Origin of the sequence: Lysobacter concretionis Ko07 = DSM 16239 (genome assembly GCF_000768345.1) — a bacterium.
In the GTDB taxonomy this organism is placed as follows: domain Bacteria; phylum Pseudomonadota; class Gammaproteobacteria; order Xanthomonadales; family Xanthomonadaceae; genus Novilysobacter; species Novilysobacter concretionis.
This window is the reverse complement of the sequence record NZ_AVPS01000005.1, coordinates 220649-242647: the sequence shown is the minus strand read 5'-3', so window position 1 is coordinate 242647 and position 21999 is coordinate 220649. Positions and strand designations below refer to the sequence as shown.

The following is a 21999-nucleotide window of genomic DNA, read 5'->3' as shown; positions in this document are numbered from 1 at the left end:
AGCGACATCCGATGCTCGTTCGGGCATCCGCTGCGGTAAGGTCAGCGGCTGTCTCCCGGGGGAAATCGTTCCATGCGAAACCAAGGTTTTTACGCGCGCGGCCTGGTCCTCGCGCTCGGGCTTGCTGTATCCGGCGTCACCGTTGCGCAGGAAGCCGTCATCACCAGTGCAGTGCCCGATGCGACGCGCTCCGGCAGCATGTTCTCCGATGCCGGCGTCGTCCCGGCCCGGCTGCGAGACTTCGACGCCTATGTCGACAACGTGCGCGCGAAGTTCGACGTGCCCGCGATCGCGGTGGCGATCATCAAGGACGGCCAGGTCGTGCTGGAGCGCGGCTACGGCCCGCGCGATCTGCAGAACCGGCAGCCGGTGGACGAGCACACGATGTTCGCCATCGCCTCCAACACCAAGGCGTTCACCGCCGCGTCGCTGTCGATCCTGGCGGACGACGGCAAGCTCGACATGAGCGACCGGGTGATCGACCACCTGCCGTGGTTCCGAATGTCCGACGCCTACGTGACCCGCGAAATGCGCATCCGCGACCTGCTCGCGCACCGCAGCGGACTGGGTCTGGGAGCCGGCGACCTGCTGTACTGGCCGGGCACCGATTACAGCACCGAAGAGGTCGCGCGCCGGCTCAGGGACGTGCCGCTGGACGGCAGCTTCCGCGGCCAGTACGCCTACGACAACATCCTGTACGGCGTCGCCCAGCTGGTGATCGAGGCGGCCAGCGGGCAGTCGTACAAGGACTTCCTGCAGGCGCGTATCTTCGCGCCGCTGGGCATGCACGAGACCCGCTTCAACAGCGATGACCTGCGGCCCGGCGACAACGTGGCCACCGGTTATTCCAAGGAGGACTTCACCCGGCTGGTGGCCGCGCCGCGGATGTCGTGGGGCAACGTGTCGGGTGCGGGCGGGCTGTATTCCAGCGTGCATGACCTGGGCAAGTGGGTGCGCATGCAGCTCGACCGCGGTGTGATCGCGCCTGCCGAGGGCGCAACGACCGACGCGGAGCCAGCACGCCTGTTCAGCGAGAAGCGCCAGCGCGAGATGTGGACGATGATCACCCCGATCCCGGTCGGCAAGCCGGCGGTGCCGGCGCTGGCGGCGGCGACACCGAACTTCCTCGGCTACGGCGAAGGCTGGAGCCTGTCCGACTACCGCGGCAACAAGCTGGTCTGGCACACCGGCGGCTGGCCCGGCTACGTGTCGCGCGTGACGATGGTGCCCGAGCAGAACCTGGGCATCATCGTGCTGACCAGCGCCGAGGCCGGCGGCGCGTTCCAGTCGATCACGATGCAGGCGCTGGATGCGTTCCTGGATGCCCCGCCGACCGACTGGACCAGCGCCTATCTGGCGGCGCGTGGCAACCAGGAGCAGAAGGCCGAGGCATCCTGGCAGAAGCACATCGCCGCGCGCGACCTCCGCTCGCGGCCGTCATTGCCCTTGAGCGGTTACGCCAACACCTACCGTGACCCTTGGTACGGCGACATCGTGGTGAGCGAGCAGGACGGCAAATTGCGTATCCAGTTCAGCAAAACCCCGGATCTGGTCGGCAGCCTGAGCCACTGGCAGCACGATACCTTCGTGGTGCGCTGGGACCAGCGCTGGTTGAACGCCGATGCGTTCCTGAGCTTTTCGCTCAACCCGGACGGGAAAATCCGCGAAGCACGGATCGAGTCGATCTCCCCGCTGACCGATTTCAGTTTCGACTTCCAGCACCTTCGGCTGGTGCCGGTGAAGAAGGACGGCAAGTAGTCGGGTGGCAATGGACGTTTCCCTGCGACCGGCAACACAAGAGGAGTTCGCATTCTGCGAGTCGCTCAGCCGTCGCAACATGGGCGATTACCTGGCGGCGAGAAAGGTCCTTTGGGATCCGGACCGCTTTCTCGCCAGCTGGGCGACGTTCGAGAATCTGGTGATCGCCGTGGACTCCCGGGTGGTTGGCCTCCTGAGGCTGGCCCCGGAGGAGGGTGCACTGGGGCTCCGGGATCTCCAGATCGTTCCGGAATATCAGGGGAGAGGCATAGGCGCCTGGGCCGTGCGGCAGGCTCAGTCCATCGCAGCCAGTCGTGGCTTTCGACGCCTGCAGCTCCGCGTCTACGAGGACAATCCGGCCAAGGCGCTTTATGCCCGCTCGGGTTTCAGGGTGGAGTCGGTTGTGGACGGCGCGATCCACATGGCGTGCGATTTGCCGCCGCACCCTTCGTCCAGTCCGGATCCGCTTCGAGGCCTGGACTGATCCATCGGCTGGGAACAGTCGATTCGCAGCGGCGCTGGAGTTTGCCCGGAAGCCGCCCGACACAAGGCAGGGCTCACGCCGACTGCAGCAGCCCGTTGCCCAAGCCGTTTTCCGGCTGTTCGAACACCACGACATGCTCCAGATCCAGCCGGATGCCGATGCTCTGGCCGATGGCGTGGTCGTGGTGCGAGGGCACCAGCGCCTGCACCAGGCCGCCGCCGTCGAGTTGCAGGGTGTAGAGGAAGTCCGCGCCGCGGAAGTGGCGACGCACGATGCGTGCCTGCAGTGGTGCGTCGTCGTCATGGATGACGTCGTCGGGGCGCAGCAGCATCTCCACTGCACTGCCGGGCGGATCTAGCAGTTGGTGGTCGGCGGCGAGCACGCCGAATTCCGTGCCGACGTGCCAGTCGTCGACCACCCGGGCCGGCATCAGCACGCCTTCGCCGACGAAGCCGGCGACGAAGCGGTTGGCGGGCTGGTGGTACAGGTCGTAGGCGCTGGCCCACTGCTGCAGCCGGCCGTGGCCGATGACGCCGACCCGGTCGGCCATCGCGAACGCTTCGGCCTGCGAGTGGGTGACCATCAGGGCGCCGACACCGGTCGCCTTCAGGGCCGCGCGCACCTGCACGGCCAACCGCTCGCGCAGGTCGGGATCAAGGCTGGAGAACGGCTCGTCCAGCAACACCAGCCGGGGTTGTGGCGCCAGCGCGCGGGCGACGGCGATGCGTTGCTGTTGACCGCCCGACAGCTGGTGCGGCTGGCGCTTGGCGGTGTCGGCCAGGCCGACCAGATCCAGCATTTCGCGGGCGCGGGCGATCGCCTTGGCGCGAGGCCAGCGGAACAGGCCGAAGCGCACGTTGTCGAGCACGCTCAGGTGCGGCAGCAGGGCGTGGTCCTGGAACACCATGCCGATCTGGCGCTGCTCCGGCGGCAGGTGCACGCCGTCGCCGACCAGCAACTGGTCGTCGGCGCGGATGCGGCCGCGAAGCAGCGGCTCGAAGCCGGCCACGGCGCGCAGCAGGGTTGTCTTGCCAGAACCGGACGGGCCAAGCAGGCAGCCGATCTCGCCATCGGCCAGGGTCAGGCTTGCGCCTTCCAGCACGATCCGGCCGTCGTAGCCGACTGCCGCGTCGTCGATATCAAGTTGCATTGCGTCCCCGTCGGGTCAGTGCGATCACCGGGATCAGGCCGGCCAGCGCGATCGCCAGCGAGGGCAGGGCGGCGCGGGCGTATTCGCCTTCGTTGGTCAGCTCGAACACGCGCGTGGCCAGGGTGTCCCAGCCGAACGGTCGCATCATCAGGGTGATCGGCATTTCCTTCATCGTGTCCACGAATACCAGCAGGGCGGCGGTGGCGAAGCTGCCACGCAGCAACGGCCAATGCACCTGCCGCAGCTGGCGCGCGCCGGTCACACCGAGGCTGCGGCTGGCTTCCAGCAGTTGCGGGCGGATCCGCAGCAGGCCGCCGGCTACGGGCGTGTGGGCGACGGCCAGGAAGCGGATGCCGTAGGCGACCAGCAACAGCAGCAGGCCGCCTTCCAGCGGCACATCCCAGCCGCGGGTGTCCATCAGCCAGGTCGAGAATGTCGCCACCGGCACGTACAGGCCGATCGCCAGCAGCGCGCCCGGCAGGCCGTAGCCGAGGGTGGTGACGCGGGTGATGGCGGTGGTCAGCAGGCCGGGTTGCTCGCGCGCTGCCAGCGCGATGACGAACGCGGCGATGGTGGTCAGTACCGCCGCCATCGCCGACAGCGACAGCGCGTTGCGCAGGCTGGCGAAGTAGCGCAGGTCGAGGTCGGCCAGATGGGCCATGCCGTCCCAGACCAGTTGCGACAATGGCAATGCCAGCGCTGCGAACAGCACCAGTGAGCAACCGCCCGTGGCCCACCAGCCGCGGCGTCCCAGTGGCATCCGGGCTGCCTCGGCCAGACCCACGCGGGCGAAGGATTGACGCTTGCGCGACGCGGCTTCCAGACCGACCAGCACCAGCACGCCAAGCAGCAGCACGGCGGCGATCTGCAACGCGGTGTCGGTGGAGAACAGCGCGAACCACGCCTTGTAGATCGCGGTGGTGAAGGTCTCGTAATTGAAGGCGGAGACAGCGCCGAAATCGGCCAGCGTCTCCATCAGCACCAGTAGGGTGCCGCCGGCGATCCACGGCCGTGCCATCGGCAGGCTGGCACGCCAGAATGCGCGCCATGGTCCCATGCCCAAGGCGCGGGCTGCTTCCATCGCGCGTGCGCCCTGGCTGGCGAAGGCCTCGCGCGCGACCAGGTAGACGTAGGGGTACAGCGCCAGCGTCATCACCGCGATCAGGCCTGTGCGTGAGCGGATGTCCGGCAACTGCGTCCCGACGCTGTCGCGCAGGAAGGACGTCAGCGGCGCGGCGTAGTCGAACAGGCCGATGAAGGCGACCGCGAGCACGTAGCCCGGCATCGCCAGCGGCAGCACCAGCAGCCAGGAAAACCAGCGGCGGCCGGGGAACTCGCACAAGGCGACCAGCGCTGCCAGCGCTGTACCCAGCACCGCCGTGCCCGCGCCGACGCCGAGCAACAGCCACGCGGTATTGCCGGCCACCTGCGGCAGCACGTACTGCCACAGGTGGTGCAGGGTGTCGCTGTCGGGCCGCGCCAGTGCCGCCAGGGTCGCGGTCAGCGGGATCAGGCTCGGCAGGCTCAGCGCGACTGCCAGCCAGGTCCATCCCCGCGGACCAATGCCCGGACGGACGGACGCGTACCGACGCTGGAACGGATCAGCGATAGCCGGCACGGTCCATCAGTTTGACCGCCTCGGCCTGCATCGCGCCGGCTTCGGACACGTTGATCAGGTCCTGGCGGTAATCGCCCCACGCCGCGATCAGCGGATCAGTGGCGACCGCAGGATTGGCCGGGTACTCCAGGTTCTCGCCCGCGAACAGTTCCTGCGCCGGGCCATCCGACAGCCACTCGATGAAGGCGATGGCGGCTTCCGGATGCGGGGCATGTTTGGTAACGCCCGCACCGGACACGTTGACGTGCGTGCCGCGCTCGCCTTCGGCCTGGTTTGGCCAGAACACGGTGACCGGCAGCTCGGCGTTCTTGCGCAGCGCGCGGCCGAGGTAATAGGTGTTGCTGATGCCCACGTCGCAGCGGCCGGCGGCGATCGCGTCGATCACCTCGTTGTCGCTTGCCATCGGCGGTGCGGCGAGGTTCGCGACCCAGCCCTTCACGACCTGTTCGGTTTTTTCCGCGCCCAGGCTGGCCATCATCGTGGCGACCAGGCTCTGGTTGTAGACCGAGTTGCTGGTGCGCAGGCACAGCTTGCCCTTCCACTTCGGGTCGGCCAGGTCTTCGTAGGTCGAAAGCGTGTCGGCCGGCGCGGCGGCCGGGTTGTGGATGATCGTGCGCGCGCGCACCGACAGGCCGAACCAGCGGTTGTCCGGGTCGCGCAGGTTCGCCGGGATGTTCTTCTCCAGCCGCTCCGAGGCGATCGGCTGCAGCAGGCCCAGATTGGTCGCCTGCCACAGGTTGCCGGCATCGACGGTGATGAACACGTCCGCCGGGCTGCGGCTGCCCTCGGCTTTCAGACGCTCCATCAGCGGCGGCGCCTTGTCGGTCAGGTAGGTGATCTTGACTCCGGTCTGTTCGGTGTACTGGTCGAACAACGGCTTGAGCAGCTGCTCGTTGCGCGAGGTGTAGACCACCAGTTCGCCGGCTGCGGTCTTGTCCGTCGTATCGGGGGAGGCGACAGAAGTGGGCGACTTGTCGGCCGAACAGGCGGCCAGGGAAACCAGGATCGCAAGGGACATCGGGACTACGGGGGACGGCAAGCGCACGGACGCACCTCGAAGGGCGGCAAATGAGAATGGCTATTATCTACGAACGATCGCTTCAGTGCATGGAAAAGTGCATGGAAAAATCCTGCGCGGGGCCCCATATGGTGAGTTCCTTCACGCTCGGGCCCGCCAATGATTCCCTACTCGCTGCTCGACCTTGCGCCGGTGACCGAAGGCAGCGACATCCGCCAGGCCTACGCCAACACGCTGGATCTGGCGCGTCATGCGGAGCGCTTCGGCTACACGCGTTACTGGCTGGCCGAGCACCACAACATGCCGGGCATCGCCAGTGCCGCCACCGCGGTGCTGATCGGCCACGTCGCCGGCGGCACGAGCACGATCCGGGTCGGCGCCGGCGGCATCATGCTGCCCAACCACTCGCCGCTGCAGGTCGCCGAGCAGTTCGGCACGCTGGCGTCGCTGTATCCGGACCGCATCGATCTGGGATTGGGGCGCGCGCCGGGCACCGACCAGGCGACCGTGCGCGCCCTGCGCCGCTACCACGAGGGCGCGGATGCCTTCCCGCACGATGTCGCCGAGTTGTTGGGGTACTTCCGCCCGGCGCGACCCGGCCAGCCGGTGCGTGCGGTGCCGGGTGCGGGGATCGAGGTGCCGGTGTGGCTGCTGGGATCGAGCCTGTTCAGTGCCCGGCTGTCGGCTGCGATGGGCCTGCCGTTCGCGTTCGCCTCGCACTTCGCGCCGGACGCGATGGAGGATGCGATGGCGCTGTACCACCGGGATTTCACCCCGTCGGCGCGCCTGCAGAAGCCTCACGCGATGCTGGCCCTGAACGTCGTGGCGGCGGAAACCGACGACGAGGCGAGGCGTCTGTTCACCACCCAGCAACAGGCATTCACCAGGCTGCGCCGCGGCGATATCGGCCTGGTGCCGCCGCCGATCGACGACATCGACGCCTGGTGGACGCCGCAGGAGAAGCAGGGCGTCGAGCATGCGCTGTCATGTGCGGTGATCGGCAGCCCGCAGACGGTGAAGCAGGGCATTGCGGCGTTCATCGACCGCCACCGGCCCGATGAGTTGATGTTGACGGCCAACATCTTCGACCACGCCGCCCGCGTGCGTTCGTTCGAGATCGCCGCGCAGGCGATGCGGCCGGCCTGACGGCCCGGTCGCCTACGGCTGTTTGCGCACGTCCATCAGTTCGACCTCGAACACCAGCGACGCGCCCGGCGGGATCACGCCGCCGGCGCCCTTGCGGCCGTAACCGTAGGCGGCGGGAATCAGCAGCACGCGTTGGCCGCCGACCCGCATGCCGGCCACGCCCTCATCCCAGCCACGGATGACGCGGCCGGCACCGAGCAGGAAGACGATCGGTTCGCCGCGCTCGCGCGAGCTGTCGAACTGCTTGCCGCGTTGCTGCGGCGCGCCTTCGTCATACAGCCAGCCGGTGTAGTGGACGCTGACCTCATCGCCCGGTGCCGCCACCGGGCCGGTGCCGTCCTTCAGGTCGATGCGCTGCAACTCGGCCACGCTGCCGCCTGCAGGTGGCCCGGGTGGCGTGCAGGCGACGGCCAGCAGCGTGGCCAGGACAACGACGAGCGCGAAAGCCTGCGAGGGGCGCAGTGGAAGAAATCGCATGGCAGGGCCTCGGAAGCGGGTCCGCGAGATTAGCTGATCATCCGGGGGGAGGTCTGGACAACTGTCGTCATCCCGGCCTGTGACCACCGGAGGTCCAGTCGGACGCGGGTGACGATCAGGAGCGGATTGGTCAGGGCTTCCCTGGACGTATCGGCTTTACACCGCCAGTCAGCCTGGAGATCGATATACGGCGTGCTTCGGCTGCAGCGACCATGGCGGTCGGCAATCGACCATACTGGCCGGCCCTTTCAGGCCGAACGTCAATAATGAAGACCCCCGCCGGCTTGCAGCCGTTGATCGACGAAGGTGTGATCGACGAAGTACTGCGCCCGCTGAAGAGTGGCAAGGAAGCATCGGTGTACGTGGTGCGCTCGGGCAACGACATCCTGTGCGCCAAGGTCTACAAGGACATGGCGCAGCGCAGTTTCCAGCAGCGCGTGCAATACCAGGAAGGCCGCACGGTGCGCGGCAGCCGGCAGGCGCGCGCGATCGGCAAGGCGACCAAGTTCGGCCGCAAGGAGCAGGAGGCCGCCTGGAAGAACACCGAGGTCGACGCGCTGTATCGGCTGGTGGATGCCGGGGTGCGGGTGCCGCGCCCGCGCGGGTATTTCAACGGCGTGCTGGTGATGGAGCTGGTGACCGACGCCGACGGGCATTCCGCGGCGCGGCTGGGTGAGGTCGAGCTGGCGCCGGACCAGGCACGCGGTTTCCACCGCTACCTCATCCGCCAGGTGGTCAAGATGCTGTGCATCGACCTGATCCACGGCGACCTGTCCGAATACAACGTGCTGGTCGGCCCGGAAGGCCCGGTGATCATCGACTTCCCGCAGGTGGTCAGCGCGTCGGGCAACAACGCCGCGCGCAGGATGCTGCAGCGCGACGTCAACAACCTGACCCTGAGCCTGGGCCGGGTCGCGCCGGAACTGCTGTCCACCCACTACGCCGAGGAGATGTGGGCGCTGTACGAAAAGGGCGAGCTGCATCCCGACAGCGAGCTCACCGGCGAGTTCGAGTTCGACGAGTCCACCGCCGATCTGGACAGCGTGCAGCTGGCGATCCGCGACGCCCGCGAAGAGGCACTGATCCGCCAGCAGGGACGCGAAGCGGCGGCCGAGGAAGACTGAGCGACACGGCTTCGCTGCCGGCGGATGGCCGCGGCATCGGGGCTTGCGCTCCGTGCTTTCACCTGGTCTTGCTGACGCCTGCGGTTGGATGAGCTTGTTGCCGCGCGGTTCGCGGCCCTGCCGCCCCGGGAGTCCGCCATGAGCGACCGCGCCGCCAACATCGCGCACCTTGCCGGATTGATCCGCGACATCCGTGTCGCGATGCTCACCACCATCGCGCCCGATGGCCGGCTGGTGAGCCGGCCGCTGGCCACGCAGGAGGTCGAGTTCGACGGCGAGCTGTGGTTCGCCACCGAGCACGACAGCGGCAAGGTGGCCGAGATCGTGGCCAATCCGCACGTCAACATCGCCTACGCATCGCCCGGCCGGAACATCTACGTATCGGTTGCCGGCCGTGCCTCGGTGGTGCATGACCGGGACAGGATCGAGGCGCTGTGGTCACCGGCGATGGAGATGTTTTTCCACAAGGGCGAGGACGACCGGAACCTGTGCATGATCCGGGTGGAGGCCGACAGTGCCGAGTACTGGGAAGGCCCGGGCACGATCTTCGGCAAGGCCCTGTATCTGGCGTTGAGCGCGGTCACCGACGACCCGGCGAGGCTGTCGGAAAACGCGTTGCTCAACCTGCAGGGCAGTTAGGGAAGCCCCGCAAAACCCGGTTTTTGCTTGCCATTCCGGCGAAAGCGGGAGCCCGGGACGTTGCCTTCAATGACTTGAAGTCACTGGACGCTTGAGGAGCTATCCATGGACACGTCGATGTATCCGCACGCCACTGCAGAGCTCGCGCGCAAGCGCCGCGAGCTGGCACCCGAGCCATTGAAGGCGTTCAAGGCGTTCAGCGCTGCCGTGTTTGCCGAGGGCGCAGTGCCAGCCGTCACCAAGCAGTTGATCGCGGTGGCGGTGGCGCACGTCACCCAGTGCCCCTACTGCATCAGGGGTCATACCGCCGAGGCGCTCAAGCAGGGTGCGAGCGAGCAGCAGATCATGGAGGCGATCTGGGTCGCTGCCGAGATGCGCGCTGGCGGCTCCTATGCCCACTCCGCGCTGGCACTGGACACGATGGCGCACTTCCACGACACCGCGGCCGGCTGACCGTCAGCGCATCGACTTGCGGGAGAAGCAGCTCACGCGACGCTCCCCGCCGCGTGCCCCGATGCCCAGGCCCACTGGAAGTTGTAGCCGCCGAGCCAGCCGGTGACGTCGAGCACCTCGCCGATGAAGTACAGGCCCGGCACATGGCGCGATTGCATCGTGGTCGATGACACGCCGTCGGTGTCCACCCCGCCCAGAGTCACTTCGGCGGTGCGGTAGCCCTCGGTACCGCTGGCGACCAGCGGCCAGTGCTCCAGCGTCGCCGCGACTTCGCGCAGTTGCGGCAGGTTGAACTGGCGCATCGGCCGGCTGGGCTGCAGGTGCGGCAGCCACACCTCGCACAACCGCTGCGCAAGGCGTTTGGGCAGCAGTTCGCCCAGCACGGTCTTGAGTTCGGCGGCGGGGCGTTCGAGTTGCAGCTGTTGCAGGCTCTGCAGGGCATCGCGGCCCGGCAGCAGGTCCAGTTGCAGGTTGTCGCCGGGTTGCCAGTACGAGGAGATCTGCAGGATCGACGGCCCGCTGAGGCCGCGATGGGTGATCAGCAGTGAATTGGTGAAGTCCTGCCCGGCGCAACTGGCGGTGACGGGGAGGGCGACGCCGCTCAGGTCGGCCAGTCGTTCCTGATGCTTGCCGCTCAGCGTCAGCGGCACCAGCCCGGCGCGGGTCGGCAGTACCGCATGGCCGAACTGGCGGGCGAGTTCATAACCGAAACCGCTCGCGCCCATGCTCGGGATCGACAGCCCGCCGCTGGCGATCACCAGTGCCGGCGCATGGAACATGCCATGCGTGGTGTGCAGCCGGTATTCGCCGCTGTCATCGTGCTGCACCTGTTCGATGCTGCAACCGGTTTCCACCTGCACGCCCGCGGCGGCGCACTCGTCGAGCAGCATCTTCACGATCAGCTTCGACGACACATCGCAGAACAGCTGGCCCAGCTCCTTCTCGTGCCAGGCAATGCCGTGGCGGTCCACCATCTCGATGAAGTGCCACGGCGTGTAGCGCGCCAGTGCCGACTTGCAGAAATGCGGGTTCGCCGACAGGTAGTTCTGCGGGGTGGTGCCGGTGTTGGTGAAATTGCAGCGTCCGCCGCCGGACATCAGGATCTTCTTGCCGACCTTGTTGGCATGCTCGATCACCACCACCCGCTGGCCGCGCTGGCCGGCGGTGATCGCGCACATCAAGCCGGCTGCGCCGCCACCGACCACCAGGACGTCGGCCTGCCTGGCAGCGACCTGCCGCACGCGCGCCTGCCGGGCAGGCGGCGGGGTTGTCTTCGCCGCTGTCATGCAATCAGCTGGCGGCGGCCATGCGCACGGTCGGCCGGAAGGCGGTGCTGCCGCGGTCGCCCATCAGCTGCAGTTCGCCGTCCTGGATCAGCACGTTCAACCGCATGCCGCGCTCGCCGATTGCCGGCAGCGCATCGACCACGTCGGCGGGAATGTCGATCACGGTGAGGTTCTTCAACCGGGTCAGCGAGCTGGAGATCTTGTCCCACCAGATATCCGACGCACGGCCGCCGTAATTGACCACGACCACCTGCTGCGCGCGTCCACAGGCCTTCTTGATGCGCGATTCGTCCGGATGGCCGAGGTCGATCCACAACTCGATTTCGCCGGTGTAGTCGCGCTTCCACAGGTCTGCTTCGTCCTCGTTGCTCAACCCGCGGCCGAATTCGAGCCGCTCGTCGGCGTACAGCGCGAACGCCAGCAAGCGCACCATCAGCCGCGCGTCGGTCTCGGAAGGGTGCTGGGCGAGCGTCAGCGCATGGGTGGCGTAGTAATGCCGGTCCATGTCGCTGATCTGCAGCTCGGCTTTGACGACGGTGGCCTTGATTGCCATGGGGTACTCGGGAAAGGACAACCCGACATTCTAGGCGCTGTCGCTGTCCCCTGTGGACGCGCGGGCGGCCTGGCCCGACCTACAGCTGCCCCGTGAGGTATTGCACCGCCAGGCTGGAGACGGCGACCGCGAACCACACGCCCAGGCCCAGCGCGATCGGTCGCAGGCCGGTCGCGGCCATGCGGCGCAGGTCGGCCGACAGGCCGATCGCGGTCAGCGCGAGGATGATCAGGAACTGCGCGCCGGCATGGATGAGCGGCTGCCAGGCCTCGGGAATCAGCCCGACGGTGCGTACAGCCGATGCCACCACGAACCACAGGATGAACCACGGCATCACCTTGCGCAGGTCGAAGTGGCCGCCGCCGCTTTTCTTGTGCCGCCACGCTTCGATCGCCGCGAGCACCAGGCACATCGGGATGATCAGGGTGGCGCGGGTCAGCTTGACGATGGTGGCCTGGTCGCCGGCGAGCTGGCCGTAGCTGTAACCGGCGGCGACCACTGAGGACGTGTCGTTGATTGCGGTGCCGGTCCACAGGCCGAAGCCTTCCTGGCTCATGCCCATCAGGTGCCCCAATGCCGGGAACACCAGCACCGCAACCAGGTTGAACAGGAAGATGGTGGAGATCGCGAACGCGGTGTCGTGCTCGTCGGCCTTGATGATCGGCGTCACCGCGGCGATGGCCGAACCGCCGCAGATCGCGGTGCCTGCACCGATCAGCAGTTTCAGTTTCGAGGGAATCCCGAGCAGGCGCCCGAGCAGCAGCGCCGAGGTGAACGCCGCGGCTACCGTGACCAGCGTGACCGCCAGCGAATCCAGTCCGGTCTGCGCCACCTGGCCCAGGCTCAGGCCCAATCCCAGCGCGACGATCGACCATTGCAGAACCTGCTTGCCGGCGAACCTGATGCCCGGCTGGCAAGCCAATGGCGGAGCGACGATGTTGCGGATCGCCACCCCCAGCACGATGCCGAATACCGGGCCGCCGACCAGCGGCAGCCAACGGCCAAGCAGCAACGCCACGACGGCCAGGACAGCCGCCAGCAGCAGGCCGGGCCATAGCTGGGAGGGGGAGGAATACGGCGGTGAAACAGCAGTCGAAGGCGTGGGCGTGGCCGACATCGGTGGCAGTGATCCGGTTGCGAGGCGACAGGGTAGCTGCTGCCGCTCGCTGCGTCAGTCATGAACCGGCTGCCGGGACATGCCTGCCCGGAAGTGGGGCCTGCGGTCAGCCGTCCAGCAAGGCGCGCGCCGCTTCGAGGTGCTCGGCGAAATTGCCGCGCGTCCGCTCCAGGTGGGAGCGGATCGCCTCATCGTCGGTGGACTGCAGGTAGGTGTCGACCAGCGCCAGCGCTTCCTCGTGTGTCTCCACCACGGCGGCGAGGTAGGCCTGCGAATACGATTCGCCGTCGTGCGCGGCCAGATCCTCGAGTTTGCGCGCGTTTTCGGCGCGACGGGTCCTCATCGCCGGTGTCTCGGCGACATGCACCCCGGCGGAGTCGGCCACCGCGCGGGTCTGGGTGAGATTGCGGCGGTGGTGCATCTGCATGTTCTCGGCCAGCGTGCGCAATGGCTCATCGATGTTTTTCGACTGCGCCTGCTCGGCCCTGGCGATCGCGTGCTGGTCCAGGTCGATGAGCTGGGCGAAAACCTCTACCGGCGAGGGAGTGGATCGGGCGGCGTTCTGCACGGTCGCCTGGCTGGCCGGGCGAAGATCCGATTGCGTGCAAGCGGCGCTCACGGCGATCAGTACGAAGGCGGCAATGACAAGGGAGCATTTCCTGGACATTTCATTCCTCCTGGGTGGCGTGCCGGGGCAGTTGCAGGTCCGTGGCCTGTCAAAAGATGAATGAACCTGCAACGGATAATCTAGGCGAGGCGTTGCCTCCGGATGTGAAGGGGACGTGATTTACGGCGCCAGCGGATTTCCCAAACACGGTGGGCGGCCGGACCCGTACGCTATGCGGGTGAATTCGCACCCGTTGTTCATTGATGGTGTCGCTGCGAGCCGCCTGCAGTTGCCTGCGGGACCATGGGCGACCGTGCTGCAGGCCCTGTGCGCGCATTTTCCGGCGGTCGACGCGGCGACCTGGTCAGCCCGGTTTGCGCGTGGTCGCGTCCTGGATGCCGCCGGCCGCCCCATTGCTGCGGATGCGGCCTACCGGGTCGGGATGGCCGTGCACTATTTCCGGGAGGTCGTGCAGGAGGCCGCCATTCCGTTCGCCGAACGCGTGCTGCACATCGACGCCGATCTGCTGGTGGCCGACAAGCCGCATTTCCTGCCGGTGATGCCGGCCGGTGCCTTCGTTCGCGAGACCTTGCTGGCGCGCCTGCAGCAATCGCTGGGCCTTCCCGACCTGGTGCCGCTGCATCGCATCGACCGCGGTACGGCCGGGCTGGTGATGTTCTCGGTCAACCCTGCGACCCGGAACCATTACCAGGCCCTGTTTCGCGAGCAGCGGATCCTCAAGCGCTACGAAGCGCTGGCGGCCGCGCTGCCGGATCGAGAATTTCCCTGCGTCCGTCGCAGCCGATTGCAGGCGGGCGAGCCATTTTTCCGGATGCAGGAGATTGCCGGTCCTCCCAACAGCGAGAGCCGGATCGACGTGCTGGAACGGGCCGGCGATGTCTGGCGCTATGCGCTGGAACCCGTCACCGGCAAGAAGCATCAATTGCGCGTGCACATGGCCGCCCTGGGCGCGGCGATCCTCAACGACCGGTTCTACCCGGCGCTGCATGAGGAGGTCGCGGACGACTATGGGCGGCCGTTGAAACTGCTGGCCCGGTCCCTACGGTTCGTCGACCCGTTGACCGGGGAGATGCGGCAGTTCGAGAGCGGGCGGCGGTTGGCGCTGGTGCCCCATAGGAACTCCCTTTGATCGTAGGAGCGCCTTTAGCCGCGATCGGGGAGCTGGTCGCCCGTGCCGGTTCTGGCTCGCGGCCGAAGCCGCTCCTGCAAAAAGCTGACGGGCGAGGGGCGAGGGGCGACGGGCGACGGCTGGGCGCGGGAATCGCTCAGCGCGGCTTGAACGGCTTGCGCGGCGCAAAACCGGCGGGCTTGCCACCGGAAGGCTTGCCCGAGTGCGGGCCACGCGGGCCGGACGGGCGGGCAGACATCGGACGTGGCGAGTTGGGTCGCGCGGCGCGGCCGCCGGTGGCGTCGCCATCCTCCGCATGGCGGATGCGCAGCGGCTGACCGGCAACGTAGACCCGTTTCAGGTGCTCCATCAGTTCACGCGGCATCCCTTCGGGCAAGTCCACCAGACTGTAGTCGTCGCGGATGTCGATGCGGCCGATGTAGCGACTTTCCAGGTCGGCCTCGTTGGCGATCGCGCCGACGATGTTGCCCGGCTGCACGCCGTGGCTGTGGCCGACCTCGATCCGGAAAGTCTCCATGCCGATGTCCTCGGTACGCGCGGCGTTGCGTTCCGGCGGACGGCGTTCGGTGCCGTGCGGCTCCGGCCGGCGCGCATGGGCGTGATGGGACGCGGCGGAGTCTTCGGAGAACAGGGCGTCGGCGGCGTTGGCCGATGGATTGTGACTTTGATGCGGGGCGACGGGGCGCTCGCCGTGGCTGGCCGATGACGGCTGGCTGTCGAAGCGGCGCGGCTCGCGCACGGGCGGTGCGGCGTGGCGCTCGTCGAAACTGCGCGGCGCCGCCGTCGGGTGATCGGAACGCTGCTGGCGCGGCGGGCGCGGCGCCTGGCCACGGTGGCCGAATTCACGCGGGCCGGCATCGTGCGACTGGCTGCGGGGCTCGTATTTCGGGCGCGGCGGCGGTGGAGTCAGCAGCAGCGGGTTGTCGCCCTGCAGCAGCTTGGCCAGGGCGGCGGCGATCTCGACCGCGGGCACATTCTGCTCGCGCTCGTAGCGTTCGATCAGTTCGCGGAACACGCCCAGATCGTTGTCAGCCATGGTGTCGGTGATGCGGTCGAGGAACTTCGAGACGCGCTGCTCGTTGACCGTCTCGATGGACGGCAGCTCCATCTGCTCGATCGGCTGGCGGGTGGCGCGCTCGATGGCGCGCAGCATGCCGCGCTCGCGCGGTGCCACGAACAGGATCGCCTCGCCCTTGCGCCCGGCGCGACCGGTGCGGCCGATGCGGTGGACGTAGCTTTCGGTGTCGTAGGGGATGTCGTAGTTCAGCACGTGGCTGATGCGGTCCACGTCCAGCCCGCGCGCGGCGACGTCGGTCGCCACCAGCACGTCGATCTTGCCGTCCTTGAGGTTCTGGATGGTCTTCTCGCGCTGGGCCTGCTGCACGTCGCCGTTGATCGCGGCAGCCGAGATGCCGCGCGCCGCCAGCTTGGACGCCAGCTCGTCGGTGCCCAGCTTGGTGCGGGCGAACACGATCATCGCGTCGAACGGCTCGGCCTCCAGAATCCGGGTCAGCGCGTCGAGCTTCTGCACGCCGCTGACCGCCCAGTAGCGCTGGCGGATGTTGGCCGCGGTGCTGGTCTTGTTCTTGATCGCGATCTCGACCGGTTCCTTCAGATAGGTCTGGGCGATGCGGCGGATCTGCACCGGCATCGTGGCCGAGAACAGCGCGACCTGGCGGGTTTCCGGGGTCTTCTTGAGGACTTTCTCGACATCGTCGATGAAGCCCATGCGCAGCATTTCATCGGCTTCGTCCAGCACCAGATAACGCAGTGCGGAGATGTCCAGCGAGCCGCGGTCGAGGTGGTCGATGACGCGGCCGGGCGTGCCGACGATGACCTGCACGCCGCGCTTGAGCGCCTGCAGCTGCGGGTAGTAGCTCTGGCCGCCGTAGATCGGCAATACCTGGAAGCCGCGCAGGTGGGCGGCATAGCTCTGGAACGCCTCGGCGACCTGGATCGCCAGCTCGCGGGTCGGTGCCAGCACCAGCGCCTGCGGGGTTTTCTGGTTCGGATCGATGCGCGCCAGGATCGGCAGCGCGAACGCGGCGGTCTTGCCGGTGCCGGTCTGGGCCTGGCCGATCACGTCGCGACCCTGCATCAGCGGCGGTATCGTCGCGGCCTGGATCGGCGAGGGGGACTCGTAGCCCAGGCCGGTGATGGCCTGCAGCAGCGGCTCGGGCAGGGCCAGGTCGGTGAATGTCAGGGACTGGGTATCGGGGGCAGCGGGCGTTTCGGCGCTCATCGCAATTCTCGGCAGCGCCGGCATGGCCGGTCGGGTAGACCGCGTAGTTTAACGACAGCCGGTGCCCGACGCATGATTTTTATTGCTTTGGCGCTGGCGGCCCGGTTACCTGCGAGTCATCGCAATGGCGTGTTCGATGCCGGGTTGGCGGGCATCGGCCGCCGATCTGGTCATGCAATCGACCCGGCCGTTGTCTGGCAGGGGCGCGAAACCGGGGATTCCGGTTCGGGCTTCTTACAAAACTCTCCGCCTGCGCGCTGTCGCCACGGACGTGCGGGATGGAGCGTGTGCGGAACCGCGGCGGAAGGGGGCCGTCCGCCATCGGTGCCGGGCAGGGGTCAGCCCTGGCTGGTATCGCCGCCAGTTTCCCCGGGTGCGTTGGTGGGCTCGCCGGCGTCGTTGGAGAAGGGCTTTGCAGGCTGCTTCCTGGCCAGCTTCTCTTCCTTTTTCTTCTTTTTGGCGATCTCGCGCTGGCGCTTTTCAAACGAATAATTCGGCTTTGCCATAGGGCAGCTCCTTTCAGGTAAACCGGGTCAGTCTAGGCCATGCCGCAACGCAGCACCGGCGGAGCCTGCCGGAATCGAACCCGAATCCATACCGGGCAGGCATACGATGGGGATCATTCGCGCCCTGGTTGTGGGTACTCGCAGGTCGTCACGCCATGGCCACCACAGGAAGCTGACAGATGCTGGGTTTCGATTTCGACAATGCCTTCGTGCGTGAAATGCCGGGCGATCCGGAGACGGGTCCGCGGGTGCGCCAGGTCGAAGGGGCGCTGTGGTCGGCGGTCGATCCCACGCCGGTCGCCGCTCCGCGGCTGCTGGCGCATTCGGCGGAAATGGCGTCACGGCTGGGCATCAGCGAGGAGCACATCGCATCGCCCGGCTTTGCGCGCGTGTTCGCCGGCAACGAGCTGTTGCCCGGCATGCAGCCGTTCGCATCCAACTACGGCGGTCACCAGTTCGGTCACTGGGCCGGACAACTGGGCGACGGTCGCGCGATCAGCTTGGGCGAGGTGGTCAATGCGGCCGGCGAGCGCTGGGAGCTGCAACTCAAGGGCGCCGGGCCGACACCCTACTCACGCACTGCCGACGGTCGCGCGGTGCTGCGCTCGTCGATCCGCGAGTTCCTGTGCAGCGAGGCGATGCACCATCTGGGCGTGCCGACCACGCGCGCGCTCAGCCTGGTCGGTACCGGCGAGATGGTCGTGCGCGACATGTTCTACGACGGCCATCCCGCGCCCGAGCCGGGGGCGATCGTCTGCCGCGTGGCCCCTTCGTTCCTGCGTTTCGGCAACTTCGAGTTGCCGGCGTCGCGCGGCAACACCGCGCTGCTGCGCCAGCTTGCGGACTTCTGCATCCGCCGCGATTTCCCGCACCTGGGTGGCGCGGGCGAGGCGTTGTATGGCCAGTGGTTCCGGGAAATCTGCGAGCACACGGCGGTGATGGTGGCCCACTGGATGCGCGTGGGTTTCGTTCATGGAGTCATGAACACCGACAACATGTCGGTCCTCGGGCTGACCATCGATTACGGCCCTTACGGCTGGATCGACAACTTCGATCCGGACTGGACTCCCAACACCACCGATGCGCAGCGCAAGCGCTATCGCTTCGGCCAGCAGGCATCGGTCGCGTACTGGAACCTGGGCCGGCTGGCGGGCGCGTTGTCGCCGTTGTTCGATGGGGTGGAGGCATTGCAGGCGGGTCTGCAGGCGTATGTCGATACCTTCAACGCCGCCGATCGCGACAACATCGCCCGCAAGCTGGGCCTGGCCGAGTGCCGCGATGACGACGTCGGCCTGATGCAGGCGTTGCAGACGCTGTTGCGCGATGGCGAGGTCGACATGACGTTGTTCTTCCGCGCGTTGGCTGACTTCAAGCCCATTGGGTTCGAGCCCGCCTCGTTCGAGTCCGGGACATCAGCGCACGGACTGTTTGCCGACGCGTTCTACGACGACGCCAAGCGGATCGCCACGGCACCTGCGTTCGACGACTGGTTCGCCATCTACGCCCGGCGCCTGCGGGAGGATGGTTCCGACGAAAACGGGCCGGCTGCCACCCACCGGCGAAACCGCATGCGTGCCGCCAACCCGCGCTACGTGTTGCGCAACTACCTCGCCCAGCAGGCGATCGACCGTGCGAGCCAGGGCGACCCGGAAGGCGTGAAAGAGCTGCTCGATGTCATGCGCCGGCCGTATGACGACCAGCCTGGCCGCGAGGCGTTCGCGGCCAAACGTCCCGATTGGGCGCGCAGTCGGGCCGGGTGTTCGATGTTGTCCTGCAGCTCCTGACGGTTGCCCGCCCAACGCAGTGCTGCGGACGGGCGGGGCATGGGATCAATGCCGCGGATCCATGCAGCCACCCCGGCGGCGCTGCAGATCAGGTGGGGGCGAAGGCCTTGTTCGCTTTCTTGTCGCGCTTCTCGGCTTTCTTTTCCTTCATGGTCTTGGCCGGTTTCTTTTTCTCGGCCTTCTTCTGGTCCATGCCCTTTGCCATGTCGATCTCCTCGGTGATCCGTTGATGGGGCGGTCGGACGAACGTGCGCCGCGCCCGACAGTATGCGCTGCGGTGGGTCGGCACGAACTACCCGGCGCGTCGGCCACGTAGAATGGGCGGATGTCATTGATCACCCTGAACAGCGTCGACTACAGCGTCGGCGGCCCGCTCCTGCTCGAGAACGTCGAGCTGTCCATTGAACCCGGCGAACGCATCGCCCTGATCGGCCGCAACGGCGCCGGCAAGTCCACCTTGCTGCGGCTGCTGTCGGGCACGATCCACCCCGACGACGGCGAGATCCGCCTTGAAGGCGGGCGCCGCATCGCCCGGCTTGAACAGGAAGTCCCCAGGGACGCGACCGGCACCGTGTTCGACGTGGTCGCCGCCGGCATGGGCGAACTGGGCGCGTGGCTGGCCGAATACCATCGCCTCAGCCACGCCGAAGTGTTCGACGGCGATGCGCTGGCCGAGGTGCAGGCCAAGATCGAAGCCGCCAACGGCTGGGGCGCGGACCAGCGCGTGGTGGAGACGCTCGACCGCCTCGCCCTGGATGGCGATGCCGCCTTCGCCGGGCTGTCGGGCGGCATGAAGCGGCGGGTGCTGCTGGCGCGTGCGCTGGTATCGGCACCGGACCTGCTGCTGCTGGACGAGCCGACCAACCATCTGGACATCGAGGCGATCGACTGGCTGGAGGATTTCCTCAAGAATTCCTGGAAGGGCGCACTGGTGTTCGTGACCCACGACCGGCGCTTCCTGCGTGCGCTGGCGACGCGGATCGTCGAGATCGACCGCGGCCAGGTCACCAGCTGGCCGGGCGACTGGGCCAACTACGAGCGCCGTCGCGAAGAGCGCCTGAACGCCGAGGCGCAGGAAAACGCGCGTTTCGACAAGATGCTGGCGCAGGAAGAAATCTGGATCCGCCAGGGCATCAAGGCCCGGCGTACCCGCGACGAGGGCCGCGTGCGCCGGTTGGAGGCGATGCGCGTTGACCGTGCCAAGCGCCGCGACCGCACCGGCAACGTGCGCATGGATCTCGCCCAGGCGGAGTCGTCCGGCAAGAAGGTGATCGAGGCCAAGCACGTCTCGTTCGACTTCGGCGGCAAACCGCTGATGCGCGACGTGTCCACGACCATCTTCCGCGGCGACCGCATCGGCCTGATCGGCCCCAACGGCAGCGGCAAGACCACGTTGCTGAAGGTATTGCTGGGCGAGCTGCAGCCGCGCGAAGGCGAGGTGCGCACCGGCAGCAACCTGCAGATCGCGTATTTCGACCAGTACCGCGCGACCCTGCGCGAGGACTGGAACGCGCTGGAGAACGTGTCCGAAGGCCGCGAGTTCGTCGAAGTCGGCGGCAAGCAGAAGCACGTCATCGGCTACCTGCAGGACTTCCTGTTCACTCCCGAGCGCGCCCGCGCGCCGATCACCCGGCTGTCGGGCGGCGAGCGCAACCGACTGTTGCTGGCAAAGCTGTTCGCCCAGCCGTCCAACCTGCTGGTGATGGACGAACCCACCAACGACCTGGACGTGGAGACGCTGGAACTGCTGGAGGAGCTGCTGGGCGAGTACCCCGGCACGCTGCTGCTGGTCAGCCATGACCGCGACTTCCTCGACAACGTGGTGACTTCCACGCTGGTGATGGAAGGCGATGGCCGCGTCGGCGAATACGTCGGCGGTTACACCGACTGGCTGCGGCAGCGCCGGCTGCCCGATGCCGAGGCAACGGGCGGCAAGTCCAGTTCGATGCCGGTGTCGCCGATCGCCGCGGCTGCCACCACGCCGACCAGGCCCAGGCGCAAGCTCGGCTACAAGGAGGCGCGCGAGCTGGAAAAGCTGCCGGCGCAGATCGAAGCCCTGGAAGCCCGGCTCACCGGCATGACCGCGGAAATGAACGAGCCGGCCTTCTACCAGCGCGACAGCGCGGCGATCACCGCCCACACCGCCGCATTGGCCGATGTCCAGGCCGAACTGGACGCCGCCTATGCGCGCTGGGCGGAGCTGGACAGCGAGGCCGACTGAGCAGGGCGCGAGGCTGACATGCAGCAACTCGACCTGGCTGGTTTCGCCGCTCCCGGAAACCCGATCCACCGGCTGTTTTTCGCCCTGTGGCCCGGCGACGAACTGCGCCAGCGCATCGCCGACGCTACCGCACAGCTGCAGCACGAGCACGGGTCAGGCGGGCGCAGGATCGGGGCGCATCGCTACCACCTGACCCTGCAGTACCTGGGCGATTTCGATGCGCTGCCACCGTCGCTGGTTGATCAGGCGCAAGCCGCCGCAGCGACGGTCGATGTGCGCCCGTTTGAACTGCTGCTGGATCGCGCCGGCAGCTTCCGCAACGCCTCGATTCCGTGGTGGCTGGGCACCGACGCCATGCCCGATGGCCTGCGCGCCTTGTGGGACGAGCTTGGCGTGGCACTTGCCAAGGCCGGCGTGCAGGTCCGCTCCGGCAGGGAACTGGTGCCGCACGTGACCGTCCTGCGCGATGCGCGTGGACCGCTGCCATCGACCGCGATCACGCCGCTGCCGTGGCGGGTGGACTCGTTCGTGCTGATCCACAGCGAACTGGGCGCACGCAATGCCTACACGCTGCTGGGGCAGTGGCCGCTGCGGCAGGGCTGAGCGCGATCTTCGCCGCGCGGGTATTCCCACCGCCGCCGCCCGCATGCAGCATGGCTTGCATCC

General features: G+C 67.6%; 20 protein-coding genes. 10 read left to right on the top strand and 10 right to left on the bottom strand.

The features are described from left to right. Positions 1-198 precede the first annotated feature (198 nt). Both N792_RS07535 and N792_RS07530 read left to right on the top strand, forming a co-directional pair. Positions 199-1758, top strand: a complete 1560-nt coding sequence (locus tag N792_RS07535) for a serine hydrolase (protein WP_036194007.1) — start codon at positions 199-201, stop codon at positions 1756-1758. 10 nt (positions 1759-1768) lie between these two features. Continuing rightward, positions 1769-2242, top strand: a complete 474-nt coding sequence (locus tag N792_RS07530) for a GNAT family N-acetyltransferase (RefSeq protein WP_084105530.1) — start codon at positions 1769-1771, stop codon at positions 2240-2242. A 73-nt stretch (positions 2243-2315) separates the two neighbouring features. Here the strand turns inward: N792_RS07530 and N792_RS07525 are convergent, their stop codons facing one another. The 3 genes from N792_RS07525 to N792_RS07515 are packed head-to-tail and all read right to left on the bottom strand — an operon-like array spanning position 2316 to position 6028. Continuing rightward, positions 2316-3392 (bottom strand): ABC transporter ATP-binding protein, encoded by a 1077-nt coding sequence (locus N792_RS07525; protein ID WP_052103681.1) that lies wholly within the window; start codon positions 3390-3392, stop codon positions 2316-2318. After that, positions 3382-5010: an ABC transporter permease gene (locus N792_RS07520; protein WP_198025576.1), complete on the bottom strand. Its 1629-nt coding sequence runs from the start codon at positions 5008-5010 to the stop codon at positions 3382-3384. Before N792_RS07520 ends, N792_RS07525 begins: the two co-directional genes overlap by 11 nt. Beyond that, entirely contained in the window at positions 4994-6028 is a 1035-nt protein-coding gene (locus tag N792_RS07515) for a Fe(3+) ABC transporter substrate-binding protein (protein WP_052103679.1), read from the bottom strand. Before N792_RS07515 ends, N792_RS07520 begins: the two co-directional genes overlap by 17 nt. Before the next feature lie 159 nt (positions 6029-6187). Here N792_RS07515 and N792_RS07510 point away from each other — a divergent pair, with 159 nt between their 5' ends. After that, the gene (locus N792_RS07510) at positions 6188-7174 is read left to right on the top strand and encodes an LLM class flavin-dependent oxidoreductase (RefSeq protein ID WP_036193848.1); all 987 of its coding nucleotides are present in this window, start codon (positions 6188-6190) and stop codon (positions 7172-7174) included. Between the two features lie 12 nt (positions 7175-7186). Here the strand turns inward: N792_RS07510 and N792_RS07505 are convergent, their stop codons facing one another. After that, positions 7187-7651, bottom strand: a complete 465-nt coding sequence (locus N792_RS07505; protein WP_052103677.1) for an FKBP-type peptidyl-prolyl cis-trans isomerase — start codon at positions 7649-7651, stop codon at positions 7187-7189. Between the two features lie 266 nt (positions 7652-7917). Between N792_RS07505 and N792_RS07500 the strand changes: the two genes are divergently transcribed. The 3 genes from N792_RS07500 to N792_RS07490 all read left to right on the top strand — a co-directional run bounded on the left by N792_RS07500 (position 7918) and on the right by N792_RS07490 (position 9867). After that, the gene (locus N792_RS07500) at positions 7918-8775 is read left to right on the top strand and encodes a PA4780 family RIO1-like protein kinase (protein WP_036193847.1); all 858 of its coding nucleotides are present in this window, start codon (positions 7918-7920) and stop codon (positions 8773-8775) included. 138 nt (positions 8776-8913) lie between these two features. After that, on the top strand, positions 8914-9414 hold the full coding sequence (locus tag N792_RS07495; protein ID WP_036194001.1) for a pyridoxamine 5'-phosphate oxidase family protein: 501 nt from the start codon (positions 8914-8916) through the stop codon (positions 9412-9414). 105 nt (positions 9415-9519) lie between these two features. Continuing rightward, positions 9520-9867 carry a carboxymuconolactone decarboxylase family protein gene (locus N792_RS07490; RefSeq protein WP_036193846.1) on the top strand — a complete coding sequence of 116 codons (348 nt, stop codon included), beginning with the start codon at positions 9520-9522 and terminating at the stop codon, positions 9865-9867. A gap of 32 nt (positions 9868-9899) precedes the next feature. On the opposite strand, the gene N792_RS07485 is transcribed toward N792_RS07490, so the two are convergent. From N792_RS07485 to N792_RS13440, 4 genes are all read right to left on the bottom strand, one after another. Beyond that, positions 9900-11045, bottom strand: coding sequence for a BaiN/RdsA family NAD(P)/FAD-dependent oxidoreductase (locus tag N792_RS07485; RefSeq protein WP_232220000.1), 1146 nt, complete (start codon positions 11043-11045; stop codon positions 9900-9902). Positions 11046-11157: 112 nt separating this feature from the next. Beyond that, complete coding sequence (locus tag N792_RS07480; RefSeq protein WP_036193845.1) at positions 11158-11706, bottom strand: YaeQ family protein; 549 nt, start codon at positions 11704-11706, stop codon at positions 11158-11160. Positions 11707-11785: 79 nt separating this feature from the next. Continuing rightward, positions 11786-12823 carry a YeiH family protein gene (locus N792_RS07475; RefSeq protein ID WP_036193843.1) on the bottom strand — a complete coding sequence of 346 codons (1038 nt, stop codon included), beginning with the start codon at positions 12821-12823 and terminating at the stop codon, positions 11786-11788. Between the two features lie 106 nt (positions 12824-12929). After that, positions 12930-13490 (bottom strand): DUF4142 domain-containing protein, encoded by a 561-nt coding sequence (locus N792_RS13440; protein ID WP_052103674.1) that lies wholly within the window; start codon positions 13488-13490, stop codon positions 12930-12932. A 178-nt stretch (positions 13491-13668) separates the two neighbouring features. Between N792_RS13440 and N792_RS07465 the strand changes: the two genes are divergently transcribed. After that, positions 13669-14580 (top strand): pseudouridine synthase, encoded by a 912-nt coding sequence (locus N792_RS07465; protein WP_232219997.1) that lies wholly within the window; start codon positions 13669-13671, stop codon positions 14578-14580. Positions 14581-14716: 136 nt separating this feature from the next. Here the strand turns inward: N792_RS07465 and N792_RS07460 are convergent, their stop codons facing one another. Together N792_RS07460 and N792_RS13985 are read right to left on the bottom strand one after the other, a co-directional pair. After that, positions 14717-16822 carry a DEAD/DEAH box helicase gene (locus tag N792_RS07460; protein ID WP_036193842.1) on the bottom strand — a complete coding sequence of 702 codons (2106 nt, stop codon included), beginning with the start codon at positions 16820-16822 and terminating at the stop codon, positions 14717-14719. Between the two features lie 338 nt (positions 16823-17160). Beyond that, positions 17161-17328 (bottom strand): hypothetical protein, encoded by a 168-nt coding sequence (locus N792_RS13985; protein ID WP_156969334.1) that lies wholly within the window; start codon positions 17326-17328, stop codon positions 17161-17163. Between the two features lie 179 nt (positions 17329-17507). On the opposite strand from N792_RS13985, the gene N792_RS07455 reads away from it, so the two are divergent. The 3 genes from N792_RS07455 to thpR all read left to right on the top strand — a co-directional run bounded on the left by N792_RS07455 (position 17508) and on the right by thpR (position 21936). Continuing rightward, on the top strand, positions 17508-19112 hold the full coding sequence (locus N792_RS07455) for a protein adenylyltransferase SelO (protein WP_036193841.1): 1605 nt from the start codon (positions 17508-17510) through the stop codon (positions 19110-19112). Between the two features lie 325 nt (positions 19113-19437). Next, positions 19438-21333, top strand: a complete 1896-nt coding sequence (locus tag N792_RS07445) for an ATP-binding cassette domain-containing protein (protein ID WP_036193838.1) — start codon at positions 19438-19440, stop codon at positions 21331-21333. An 18-nt stretch (positions 21334-21351) separates the two neighbouring features. Further along, on the top strand, positions 21352-21936 hold the full coding sequence (gene thpR / locus N792_RS07440; protein WP_036193836.1) for an RNA 2',3'-cyclic phosphodiesterase: 585 nt from the start codon (positions 21352-21354) through the stop codon (positions 21934-21936). Positions 21937-21999 lie beyond the last annotated feature (63 nt).